This window comes from Pedobacter sp. CFBP9032 (genome assembly GCF_034045265.1).
Classification (GTDB): Bacteria; Bacteroidota; Bacteroidia; order Sphingobacteriales; family Sphingobacteriaceae; genus Pedobacter.
This window is the reverse complement of record NZ_JAXCWE010000006.1, coordinates 145,756-158,807: the sequence shown is the minus strand read 5'-3', so window position 1 is coordinate 158,807 and position 13,052 is coordinate 145,756. Positions and strand designations below refer to the sequence as shown.

At 38.2% G+C, this 13,052-nt stretch carries 9 protein-coding genes; 4 read left to right on the top strand and 5 right to left on the bottom strand.

Annotated features, from left to right (window positions below):
* The first annotated feature begins 7 nt into the window (after positions 1-7).
* From gldL to gldN, 3 genes are read left to right on the top strand one after another with little or no spacing between them, the layout of a single operon-like run.
* On the top strand, positions 8-817 hold the full coding sequence (gene gldL, locus SOM16_RS13210; RefSeq protein ID WP_320464472.1) for a gliding motility protein GldL: 810 nt from the start codon (positions 8-10) through the stop codon (positions 815-817).
* 39 nt (positions 818-856) lie between these two features.
* The gene (gene gldM / locus SOM16_RS13205; protein ID WP_320464471.1) at positions 857-2,389 is read left to right on the top strand and encodes a gliding motility protein GldM; all 1,533 of its coding nucleotides are present in this window, start codon (positions 857-859) and stop codon (positions 2,387-2,389) included.
* Positions 2,390-2,396: 7 nt separating this feature from the next.
* Positions 2,397-3,311, top strand: a complete 915-nt coding sequence (gene gldN / locus SOM16_RS13200) for a gliding motility protein GldN (RefSeq protein ID WP_320464470.1) — start codon at positions 2,397-2,399, stop codon at positions 3,309-3,311.
* 322 nt (positions 3,312-3,633) lie between these two features.
* On the opposite strand, the gene SOM16_RS13195 is transcribed toward gldN, so the two are convergent.
* The 5 genes from SOM16_RS13195 to SOM16_RS13175 form a co-directional block, all read right to left on the bottom strand.
* A complete protein-coding gene (locus SOM16_RS13195; protein ID WP_320464469.1) occupies positions 3,634-5,010 on the bottom strand; it encodes a DNA/RNA non-specific endonuclease in 1,377 nt (458 codons plus the stop codon).
* 35 nt (positions 5,011-5,045) lie between these two features.
* Entirely contained in the window at positions 5,046-5,444 is a 399-nt protein-coding gene (locus SOM16_RS13190) for a nuclease A inhibitor family protein (protein ID WP_320464468.1), read from the bottom strand.
* A 132-nt stretch (positions 5,445-5,576) separates the two neighbouring features.
* A complete protein-coding gene (gene uvrC, locus SOM16_RS13185) occupies positions 5,577-7,379 on the bottom strand; it encodes an excinuclease ABC subunit UvrC (protein ID WP_320464467.1) in 1,803 nt (600 codons plus the stop codon).
* Positions 7,380-7,523: 144 nt separating this feature from the next.
* Entirely contained in the window at positions 7,524-9,746 is a 2,223-nt protein-coding gene (locus SOM16_RS13180) for a transglycosylase domain-containing protein (RefSeq protein ID WP_320464466.1), read from the bottom strand.
* Positions 9,747-9,857: 111 nt separating this feature from the next.
* On the bottom strand, positions 9,858-12,632 hold the full coding sequence (locus SOM16_RS13175; protein ID WP_320464465.1) for a gliding motility protein: 2,775 nt from the start codon (positions 12,630-12,632) through the stop codon (positions 9,858-9,860).
* A 107-nt stretch (positions 12,633-12,739) separates the two neighbouring features.
* Here SOM16_RS13175 and SOM16_RS13170 point away from each other — a divergent pair, with 107 nt between their 5' ends.
* Complete coding sequence (locus tag SOM16_RS13170; RefSeq protein ID WP_320464464.1) at positions 12,740-12,964, top strand: AtpZ/AtpI family protein; 225 nt, start codon at positions 12,740-12,742, stop codon at positions 12,962-12,964.
* The last annotated feature ends 88 nt before the right edge of the window (positions 12,965-13,052 follow it).

Sequence of the window (13,052 nt, the reverse complement as noted above, 5' to 3'; positions counted from 1 at the left end):
AAATTTTATGGCATCAAAAAAACAACCAGGCTGGTTACACGTAGCGATTTCATGGGGAGCAAGTATCGTAATCGTTGGCGCACTATTTAAGATTCTACATATCGGGGGGATTTTCGGTAGTTATATGATTGGAGTAGGACTTGGGATAGAAGCAATTCTATTCTTTTTAACCGGATTTTTTCCGCCAGAGCCAGAACCAGCATGGGAAAGGGTTTATCCAGAGTTAAGAACAGATTTTACAGGAGAACTGCCAAAAGCTTCAGCAAGACCTGTTGCTACAGTTTCTGCACCAGCAAACACAGCGGCGTTAGATAAAATGTTAGCTGATGCTAAAGTTGGCCCGGAGTTAATTGAAAGTTTAGGTAACGGCTTGCGTACATTTGGCGATAAAGTTGCTGCGATATCAAATGTTGCAGATGCTTCTACAGCAACCAATGAATTTACCAGTAAAGTAAAAACAGCCTCTGCCGGTTTCGATAATTTAAGTGCATCTTTTGAAAAAGCAACGGCTAACTTGAAAGCAATGGGCGATAGCAAAGTAGATTCGCAGGCTTACCATGATCAGGTAAATAATTTAGCTAAAAATTTATCGGCATTAAACGCGGTTTATGAATTGGAATTACAAGATTCTAGCGCTCATTTAAAATCAATGAATAAATTTTATTCAAACTTATCTTTAACCATGCAAAACTTTAACGAATCTATGGAAGATTCGAAACAGTTTAAAGAAGAAGTGAATAAGCTGGCTAAAAACTTGTCATCTTTAAATGCAATTTACGGCAACATGCTCTCGGCTATGAATGGCCCACGTCTATAATTTGTTTAGTTTTTAATTTAAAGAAAAAGCTACATAAACATGGCAGGCGGAAAAGAAACAACCAGGCAGCGGATGATCAATATCATGTATTTGGTATTGTTGGCTATGCTGGCCTTAAACGTATCAGATACTGTTTTAGATGCATTCAAAAATATCAATGATAGTTTGGATACTTCAAAGAACAATGTAAACTCTAGTATCAATCAGCTTTTCTCAGCTTTCGAAAATTCGAAATTAAAAGAAGAACCAGCTCGTGCACAGCCTATATATGAAAAGGCTCAACAAGCTAAGGCCGCTGCAGACGAGTTAAATAACTATATTGAGAGTATTAAAAAACAATTTACTGTAGCTGGTGATGGTATTAATCCGGAAACCGGAGACCTTGTTAACCGGGATAATCTAGACATTGCTCAGGATATCATGATCAATAAAGGTGAAGCAGATAAATTAAAAGCGAAAATTAATGCCACCCGAGAGAAATTAATTTCTTTACTTGATCCGGCAGACCGGACTAACGTGGCTTTCTCATTGGAAGCAAAAGATCCGGAACGCAAGAGAAAAGGTAACTGGCAGGCAACTTATTTCGGTGAGGGTACGCCATTAACTGCTGCAATGACTGTGTTGACTAAACTTCAGGCTGACACGAAAAATGCTGAAGCGGAAGTGGTGAAGAAATTGTTCGGTAATATGGATAAAGCACAGGTTAACTTAGATCAGTTTGCTGCGGTAGCTGTTGCGCCAACATCTTATGTGATCCAGGGTCAACCTTATACTGCTGAAGTTTTTTTAACAGCAAGTGATTCCAGGTCAACCCCTGATATTACAGTGAACGGAAATAAGCTATCGATCAAAGAAGGAAAGGGAACTTACACTGGCGGAACAGGTAGTGTAGGTGAATTTACCTGGGTTGGTACGGTAAGGGTTCGTCAAACTGATGGCCAGGTGAAAGAGTATAAAACTCAGCCACAAAAGTATCAGGTTGCAAAACCTTCGGCTACAGTATCTTCTACTAAAATGAATGTGATCTATGCTGGTATTCCAAATCCATTTACAGTTTCAGCGGCAGGATTTCCGTTAGAGAGTATTAAGGCATCTATCTCAGCCGGATCAATGTCTGGCTCAAATGGAAACTATAATGTAAACCTCGCAGGTAGTCAGGTTGGTCAGGAAGTTTCTATTAATGTTAGCGCATCTAATGCTGGTAAAACGGTTAGTCTAGGTTCACAGAAATTCAGGGTTAAAGCCATTCCAAAACCAATTGCTAAAGTTGGTGGAAGATCTGGTGGCGACGTTGCATCTGTACAGTTAAAAAGTGAAAGCGAAATTGAAGCAGATCTGGATGATTTTCCATTTGATGTAAAGTTCAAAATTCAACGTTACAAATTAACGATCATTAAGCCACGTTCTGATGCAATCACAATTTCAGGTAGCGGTGGAAGTTTTGCTGGCCAGGTTAGAGCAGCAATCAATTCCATTACTCCGGGAACAAGAGTATTTTTTGAAGATATCGTTTCTGTTGGTCCAGATGGACGCCAGAATGTGTTGCCTTCATTAGCATTTACTGTTAAATAAGAATAAGATGAAAAGGATTTTAAGCATCGCTGTTTTGACATTATTTACTGCGCTGGCTTTTGCACAAAAAAAGCCAACGAAGTTAGCACCAAAGAAAACTACACCTGTATCTGCGGTACCAGCGCCCGTAGATTCGGTGAAAGTACCTGTAAAAACAGCTAAGAAAAAACTAAAGGTTCCACCAAAGGATGGCTTTTATGCACGTAAAGACATCGATAGTACAGAGATGGTTCCCTTAGCTGACGTACGTGAGGAGGATGTTTTTTATGCTAAACGCATTTGGAGAGAAATAGATTTACGTGATACCGTGAACTCTGCATTGAGGTCGCCAAAATCACGGTTAATAGACGTATTAATTGCTGCAGTTAAAGCAGAAGAACTTACGGCCTATTCTCCTTTTGACAGTGTAAATAATGAAGACGATGCTTTTACAAATCCAATGGCGGCAGATTCTGCTATGATGCAAGCCGCAGGAACGGTTGAGGTTACTGATTCAAAGGCAGGTACCGTAACAACAGTTGCCAATGATCTTAATCCGGAGTCTTTTTTGAAATTTAGAATTAAGGAAGATTGGATCTTTGATGTAAAACGTTCTATTTTCGAACCCCGTATTGTAGGTATTGCACCAATGAAGTTTATTGAATCTTCAAAACAATGGCAACCAGTATTCTGGATTTATTATCCTGAGGCTAGAGAAATCTTAACCAAGAAACGTTTAGTCAATACGAACAATGATGCTTCAACATTAAGTTTCGATGATTTCTTCATCCGAAGGTTATTTAGTAGTTATATTGTTAAAGAATCTAACCCAGGAGATCAAAAACTTAGGGATATTATATCAGATCCTAAACAAAGGTTATACGAATCTGAAAGAATAAAAAAATCAGTTCTTGATTACGAACAAGGACTTTGGGAATATTAAACAAAAAGGGCTTCGAAAAATTCGAAGCCTTTTTGTTTATCGTACCTATATCTTTTAGGCGTTAAAATTACTTGATTAACAAGTAACAAGCTTCACAACTACAGATAGCACTTTAGAAGGGAAAGGTGTCACGGCTAATTATCAAAAAACGAGTACAATACCCTTTCAAAGGTTTGCCAACTCTTTTGCTGGCTTTACTTCTTTGACTGATTCAGTCAAGTTGCAATTGGAAAATTTATATAGAATAGATAAGAGTTGACAAATTACTAGCATTTGGGCTAGAATCTGTCAACTCTTTATTATGGTATTGAGAATTGAAGTCTTACTGGTTATCTGTTGTAGCCTCAATTGCATTCTGTACAGCTACTGGTACATTTGATAAAATATCATAACCCGTTGCAGATTCTACTGCATTAACGGTAGTACGGTATGTTCTCCAATTTGTGTTTAAACCGTTAGTATTAGGCATATTTACGGTAATTACACGTGTAGAAGAGGTAACGCGACTTAAATCATTACTGCCGTTAGGTAATACAACAATTACTTTCCATGTACTAGCAGGTACATTGATCCGGCCATTATCAATAGTGTAGGTAATGCCACCATTACTTCCGGTACCGCCTGAGCCATAAGAACCACAAATTACATAAACTTCGTTGCCAGCTGTAACCAGAGAACGGGTATAGTTCTCCAAATCTGCCCAGGGCCCCTGATTATTGTTAGGTGCCTGTGGCATCATATTACTCATTAAGAATGTAGAAGAATTTGATGCAACTGATGCTGTTCTATCACCAGACGGGCAATTATGACCACGATCGAAACCTGAACCAGAATAGCTGCTGTTTGATACCTGGTACCAACCCGAAGGTAAAGTATTGTTTGCCCTGAAATCATCCTGACGAGATGTAGAACCTAAATCAGATGATCCGATGTGCCAGCTTACCCAGTTTGGTACAGCCCTGCTTTTGCTGTAAGAGCTGCTGTAATAGGTGCCTTGCATCAGGTAATTTTCAGGGCTGGAAGTGCTGGTTACTGCATTGCTGGGGTTCCCCATTAAAAGATTGCTGTTATCACCGGGTGTTGTAGTTGGTGGGGTAGTAGTGCCGCCGTCACCTGTAGCAATACTGAAATCATCAATATTAATGCGGGAAGTGCCTCCACTAATTTTACGGATTTGAAAACGTACATTTCCGGTAATGGCGGTGTTAAAAGTAACGGTTGATAATGCGGCAGAACTACTGGTTATGGTGCTGCCAGATTGTAACCAACTCGAACCGCCGTTGGTAGAATACCACAACTGCCAGGTACTATTGGCATCTGTACCATATTTAGCATGGGCAATACTCACCACATCAGCTCCGTTTACATCGAAATTCATGCTTAATATACCGGTGTTACGGATGCGAGCAGATTGACTGCCATTTTTAGCATCTGCTGCCAAATTTCCAATCAGGGCGTCATTAAGGCTCCAGCTTCCACTGGTCAGCGTTACATTTGCAGTAGTATAGCTTCCTTTGGTGGCAGATTCAAAATTTTCTGGGAAACCGGCTACAATTGCCTGTGCATTGGCTGTAGCAGCCTTGCTGTTTAGTTTTTGTTCAAAAAGGTTTGTTTGAGGTTGAATTTGGTTTTCTTTCTTACAGGCAGCGAGGCCAAGGCACAGAACGGCCATTAAGCTTAGTTTTTTTAATGCTTTCATGTTTAATAGGGATTTTTATGGATGATATGAATTTGCTAGGTTTCTACAGCAAAAGTTTCGAGCGCAAGGCAGGTGCCATCTGGCAAATAGCCAGTAATCAGCACAGGGATGCTGCTTGCACCTTCTACTCGTGTAATTTGGATATTGGATAGGTTCTGTTCCAAAAAGGCATGAACTGCCTCTATTTTGCTTGCATTTTCAACCATTGGCACATCTGCTGCATCAACCTTTGAAGTGAGGTGATGGAAAAAAGCAACATGATCCAATTGTTTTAAATTTTCGGGGGCAGCATGATATTGTGTTGCTATCTTCTGTAATAATTCTGCAGGAGGAATTTTGCCCCAATCGGCCACTTTGAAGGGGCTTTCTGATTCGGTAAAATACAATACGCCCAATAATAGCTTGGTAATTGTAGCCAGGATGTTGTTATTCATGTAAATAGGGGTAGATGTTTACTTGGTTTAACACCCCTAATCTATCAAAAAAGAATTTAACTTGTGCTATGCCAGGGTTACTATTAAGTTAACATTTTAACATAGCGTATAAGCGCTGTCCAGGGCCTTGGTTTAGTCTTCTTTAAAGTGTGTTAATAAAGTCATTACCTGCTTTTTATTCAGCACTTCTGCCAGTTCTTTCTCGGTTGCTTCCTTAATCTTTTTAACCGATTTAAAATGTGTCAGTAATTTATCCGCTGTTGTTTTACCAATTCCCTCAATTTGTTCAAGTTCCGTTTTTAATGTTCCCTGATCGCGTTTTTTCCGGTGAAAAGTAATACCAAATCTGTGGGCTTCATCCCGGAGTTGCTGAATAACTTTTAAGGTTTCCGATTTTTTATCCAAATAAAGAGGATAAGAATCTCCGGGATAGAATAACTCTTCCAATCTTTTTGCAATACCAATTACAGTAACCTTATGCTCAATGCCTAATAGCTTTAAACTTTTCATTGCAGATGAAAGCTGGCCTTTACCACCATCAATGATGATCAACTGAGGCAAAGGCTGGTCTTCCTCCAGCATACGCCTGTAACGACGGAAAACGGCTTCTTCCATCGTCGCAAAATCATTTGGACCTTCTACGGTTTTCACGTTAAAATGTCGATAATCTTTTTTAGATGGTTTAGCGTCTTTAAATACCACAATGGCAGAAACAGGATATTTACCCTGGAAGTTAGAGTTATCAAAACACTCAATGTGCTTAGGCAACTGTGTTAACCGCAAATCATTTTGCATCGTAGTTAAAATGCGGTCAGTTCTTAAATCGGGATTTAGCTTTTCGTATTGATTAAGCTTCTCTTTTTTAAAGAAAAGCACATTTTTCTGCGATAGTTCCAGCAGTTTCTTTTTTTCGCCTAGTTTAGGGACTGTAAATTTCAGTTGTTCATCTTCTATTGAAGGTTCAAAAGGCACAATAATCTCTTTAGAAGTGCTGTTAAACTTTGTTCTGAACTCAAGCATCGCCGTGATCAATAACTCATCATCACTCTCATCAAGTAGCTTTTTAATTTCGATGGTTTGCGTTTGAATAATTGATCCATTTGTTACCTTAAGATAATTAATGAATGCATAACGTTCATCCGAGGCAATGCTCACCACATCCACATTGGTAATGGCGCTATTTACAACGGTAGATTTACTTTGATATTTCTCTAAAACCTGGAGTCTTCTGGAATATTGGTGCGCCAGTTCAAAGTTCAAATCCTCTGATGCCGATTTGATAATTCCTTTTACCTCGCGAATAACGTTGCCAATTTTTCCATTCAGAATTTCTTTTATTTCCCCGATATTTTTATCGTAATCAACCTCTGATTGATAGGCCTGACACGGGCCTTTACAATTCCCGATCTGATATTCTAAACAAACTTTGAATTTGCCCTCGGCGATATTCTGATCATTCAGTGGTAAACTGCAGGTTCGAAGGGGATAGGTTTCCTTAATCAGATCTAAAATGGTATGCATCATACCAATAGAACCATAAGGTCCAAAATAGGTAGACCCATCTTTAATCACTTTCCTTGTCCAGTAAATCCGTGGAAACTTTTCATTCTTAATAATGATCCATGGATAAGTTTTATCATCCTTCAGGTTGATGTTAAACTTTGGCTGGTGTTTTTTAATTAAGCTGTTTTCCAGTAACCAGGCGTCAATTTCAGTATCAACAATAGTAAAAGTTATTTTCCTGATTTTAGAAACCAGCACTCTTGTTTTACCATTGAACTGCTGTTTGTCGCTATTGAAATAAGAACCTACGCGATTGCGCAAATCTTTCGCTTTGCCAATATACATCAACTTTCCATCTGCATCCCAATACTGGTATACGCCCGGTTTATGCGGAATTGCCGTCAATGCTGTTTTATGGTCGAAACTACTCATTAGTGCAAAAATAGGGATATAAGGAGGAAACCTTTCCTAAAAAGGATTAGAAATTGATATTGTTTCAGAATTATGGCATTCAATAACTTAATCGGAAAGATAATGCTATTGGCTTTTTAGTTTAAGTAATACTTGAAAAAATCTTTAGAAACCTAATTTCTCATCAAGCTCCGGACTGGTTTCTTCTTGCTGTTGCTGGTATTGGTTACAATCGTAAGTGATCGAAACGCCAGATTTAGGGGCTTCAAAATCGGCATGGCTAATCTTTAAGGCAGGATTTGCATAAACCCGTTTAATAAAACCAGCAAAAATTGGTAAAGCCGTATTTGCCCCCTCACCCTGGCTGGTACTGATAAAATGAAAAGCCCGGTCTTCGCAGCCTGTCCAAACGCCGGTTACGAGCTGTGGGGTAATGGCCATAAACCAACCGTCAGAGTTGTTTTGAGTTGTGCCCGTTTTTCCACCGATTGGTGCATTTACCTTATATTTATAATTTAATCTCGAACCTGTACCACCAGAAACCACACCTTTTAGCATCCTGGTCATTACGTAGGCAACCTCTTCGCTCATGATTGGTTTTGGTATTTCTTTCTGCGAGAATAATACCACACCATTTTTATCTTCGATTCTGAGTAAATAGATTGGTTTAGTGTAAACGCCTTTGTTTGCGAAAGCACCATAAGCACCTACCATATTATAAATTGAAGAATCGAAAGTACCTAATGCGATAGATGGATAAGCAGGAACGTTTGGAATGCCCATTTTGGTTGCTAATGTAGAAACCGCTACTGGACCAACCTGTTTCATCAGGTATGCCGTTACATAATTTTGAGAAAAGGCTAAAGCTTTTTGCAAAGTAATGGTACCAGCCAATGGTTTTCCTGATGATTTTGGTGTCCAGGGTTCTCCATAACCATCAATCGTAACCGGAACATTAGGTACGGTGTAACAAGGAGAATAGCCATTTTCAATCGCTACGGCATAAGTAAACGGTTTTGCCGTTGAACCAACCTGCCTCGTTCCCATCTTCACCTGGTCATACTTAAAATGTTCATAATTAATGCCACCAACCCAGGCTTTAACGTGGCCGTTAGTTGGATCCATTGTCATCATGGCATTCCGCAATAACATCTTATAATAGCGTACAGAATCGATTGGTTTCATCACTGTATCCACATTACCTTTCCAGGTAAAAATAGTCATCTCCGTTTTGGTGTTAAAATCCTCTTTAATTTCATCATCAGATTTTCCTTCTAATTTGAGTGATTTATAACGATCTGATCTTTTAATACCTTGTTGAATTTGTAAATCTTTTCCCTTAAAAGGATTTCTCCCTTTCCAGCTCGCTAAGAATTGTGCCTGCAACACTTTCATGTATTCTTTTTGCGCCTCCTCGGCATACTTCTGCATATCGTAATTTAGCGTGGTGTAAACCTTCAGTCCATCACGATCTAAATCGTACGCCGATCCATCAGGTTTAGTAATTCCCTGTTCCTGAAAAATATTTTTAATATCACTTTTTAAAACTGATCTGAAATAAGGTGCAATGCCATCATTTACCGTTGCCGCATTAAACTTCAAACCTAAGGGCTTTTCTTGTTCTTCGGTAAATTCCTGCTGACTTAACAATTCTGATTTTACCATCATTGCCATTACGGTGTTTCTACGATCTCTGGATCTTTCCGGATGGCGGGTAGGGGAATACATCGTAATTCCTTTTTGCATTCCAACTAAAGTAGCAGCCTGTGTTAGTGTTAATTTATCTGGCGTAGTATTAAAATAAACCCTCGCGGCAGACTTTATTCCATAAGCCTGGTTACCGAAATCTACCGTGTTTAAATACATGGTAATAATTTCTTCCTTCGTATAATTTCTTTCCAGTTTAACAGCAACAATCCACTCTTTAAACTTGGTAAGTACTAAAGAGAAAAAATTCAGGTTAGATTCTCTTGGGAAAAGATTCTTCGCCAATTGTTGGGTAATGGTACTGGCACCTTGTTTTTTCCCAATCAGGTTGTAGCCAATAATGGTAAAGGTACGTTTGAAATCGATCCCTGAGTGTTCTTTAAAACGGGTATCTTCTGTAGCTATTAATCCGTTAATTACATTTTCAGAAATATCCTTATAGGTAACATTGGATCGGTTTTGCACAAAATAGGTTCCAAGCGGGCGCCCATCTTCAGCAATGATTTCTGATGCCTGATTACTTTTTGGATGCTCAATATCACGGAAAGATGGCAAAGCACCGAAAAGGCCCAAGCCAATCATTGAAATGAAAATAGCGAAAAAGGCTATTCCGGTAATGAGTATTTTCCAGATGATTAAACTATATCTTTTGGTTTCTTGTGCAGAAAGGGATTTATTCATTTTGTGTTGTAATTAGTTCAAAAGAGACTCGTTGCAGAGCCAATTTTAAGCTGCAAATTTATTAATTTTTAAAGAAAATGAACATTTTTGCTTTCACTCAAGCGTCCTGTTCTATTTGTAATTGTCTTTTAAAAACTCCAGGTATTCATTTATACGTTGCCTGTTGGTAAGCTTTTCGAAGTTTTCTTTGCTGATAATGAATCCTTTGTAAAGATTAGCAGGAACTTTCATAATGTTCTTTAGTTGTCCTGAAATGCCCGATTCATATAACTTAGCATCTTCCAAATCAATAAAGCTGGTTACGTAGATTAACTGATCGTTATCTAACTCAATCAATTTATGCGCCAAATCATTATCAGGGTAATTACCACGATTAAACTGGCCTATTCCAAAACGAGAAGAACTCAATGTTAATGTCGCATCTGCAACATCAATTACATAATAATATTCATTGGATGTTGCTGCGCTAAAAATACTTGCCGGCTTGGCTACTTCAGGTTTAATTTCCACTGCTTTTTCCACTTCAGCTACTTTAGCTGGCTTTTCAACAACAGGAACAGCTGCATTTATATCCGTTTTTAATGGTTTGGTTGGTACAGCCATTGGTTTAGCCTGACTTACAAACCTTGGCTCTTTCGAATCGAAATCAATCAACGCTACTGGTCTTTGTTTAAACTCTTCCAGATTGGCTTCAATATATTTCAGGTGATCGCGAACCAGCGGAGTAATAATCCTATCGTTAGCATAATTCGTATTAATGGAATTGAACTCCGTTAATAAAGCATCTAATTTTGAAGTTCTACCAACAGCTATGGCTTTTAAATAGGCGTATTGTGGCGCTAAACCATTATCAGGGGAAGCTGAAATATTAAGGTTTGCCTGATTAATTACCGCTGGATAATCTTTTCTTGCATAAGCATCAAAAGTAACATTGTAATTATTAATGGCTATGTTTTCGAGGTTACTTTGTTTAGCTGAATAAGATGGATCTAAAATAATCCTGGCAAAATTGCTTTCAGGATATTTTGTGAGCACTTGTTGCCGATACTCGCTAGATTTGTTCTCATCAACACCTTTCGAATTGAGATACAAACTATAATAAATGGCAGCAAGATGATTGTTCTCCGGGAATCTCCGTAAAAGCTCGAGGTAAATTTTATCTGCTTCTAACTTATCATTTAATTCTTGCTGATAAAAACTGGCAATTTCAAAATAAGCATCTATTATTTTCTGGTTTGATGCGGTGAGTAATTCTGCCGTAACAGGGAGCGCATCCAGGTATCGTTTTTCCAAAGAAGTTTGATCCTGGATAATTTGGGCAATTCCTTCGTTTGCAGGCACTATTTCATTCGCAACTTTACCACCAGACATTACCTGGTTATTTTCCTGAGCAGATGATCTGGTGCTTTGACGCCAGTTGTCTTCTAATTGGCGGTTACCCCAACGTTTCTTAAAATCTGCAAAACCAGTGCTAATTGCAGCGTTGTTACTAAAGTAAAAGGTATTTCCAATATTGTTTCCAGCTGGATTTAATGACTGATTCGGAAAGTCAGGATCATTTAGCATTTGATTGGGAGTTGACACTACTGTAGCCACTTCCACCTTAGGAGTTAAATACTCTTTTACTTTACGCTCCCGCTCAGTTACTGGAAGATTTGCAAAAGCCTGGGCAGTATCTTCCTGTGCAATTATCGTGAAACGATCTGTTAGGTATTTAAGGTTTTCAGCCTTTTTAGCAATGCTTGTATAATCAGGAAAGGTTTTAGGTAAAATCATTACCGCACTATCGTAATAAAGTTTGGCTTTGATATAATTATTAAATTCCTTGAAGTTTAAATCGGCAACACGCAGGTATGACAAAGCCTTTTGAGTTTGGTTTTTTGTACTTTGTTGAATTGATTTCAGGTAATTTTCTTCTGCCTTATCCAGCTTACCTTCTGTTGAAAACATTTCTCCAACCTGGTAATAAATCTGGTCGGTATAATCAAAATTTTTATCGTCCTTCAAGAGTGCCAGAAGTGCTTTGTCTTCATCAACTTTATATCCATTGATCAATCCCTTCAGCTTTATGCGCTGCAAGTTGGCATGAAAATACATTTCAAACGGTGCGTTGCTGTTTTCTACTTTAGTAAAATTGATGAAAGCATTCTGAAAATCTTTTTCCTTTTCCTGGAGTTGAGCCAGAATATATCGCCAGCGAATACGCAGTTGTTTATCATCAGCAAGGCGTACAGCATTTTCCAATAGCAAAATGGCCTCTTTATTTCTATTTTGATAAATGCGCATTTGCGCGGTGGTTGCCAATGGCTCTGCCAGATCTTTTTTTAACTGATCTTCAGCACGAAGCATGGTATCAATTATTTTATCAGCAAATATCATATTGTTCAACTCCATCTGGCTCCTTGCTTTCCAGTTCATAGCCATAATGAATGTTTTCACATCACTGCTATAGGTTTTGGCCGTGTAATCAAAATATTCTGATGCAATGAAATAATTGCCCTTTAAGTAGTTTGCTTTTCCTAAAAGCATGTAGGCATCATCAATATAGTTGCTAAAACTTTTATCGTTTATAATCGTTTGTCCCTTGGTGATTATTTCATCTAATTGCTTATTTGGTGCTCCGGGTGTAAGTACTAAGTTAACCTGTGGTTCGGGATCCAGGTAAACCGGAAGTATTTTTTCATAGTTATCGATATAGCCTTGTAATAGTGCCTCTCGATGCTCAGTTAATAAAACATTTGAATTATAAATGTAATTGTATCTAGCCGTTAGGTTTTGAAACCTACGATCGATAGCGGTATCTTTGTTGGCTACGCAACCGTAGATAAATAATATGCCTAGAAGAATGAGAAAGCTATTTTTGCTTTTGTTGATGCGTTTTTTCAAGTATGATAATTCTCTTTAGTATGATACAATATACAAATGTTCGCAGAATTACATTATTCAGCTATCGATTTTAATATTCAAAGTTAATCTAATTATTGCATTTAAAAATGGAAAACCCTAAAGAAGATAATACAGGAAAAAAGGTAAATGCGGCGGCAAAGTATTCAGCAATAGGCTTTCAGATGATTGCAACAATTGGTTTATTAACGTTTATAGGCTATAAAATAGATGAACATCGTAATAGTAAAAGCAAAATTATAACAGCGGCATTTGCACTTGCTGGTGTAGGTATTGCACTTTATCAGGCCATTAAGCAGGCAACTAAGCGATAAACTTTCAGCTAACTGTTGTGCATGAACTATAACCTAAACATTAGCAATTTAAACACTCAGCAATAAGACTATCTATCAGAGCAAGGCG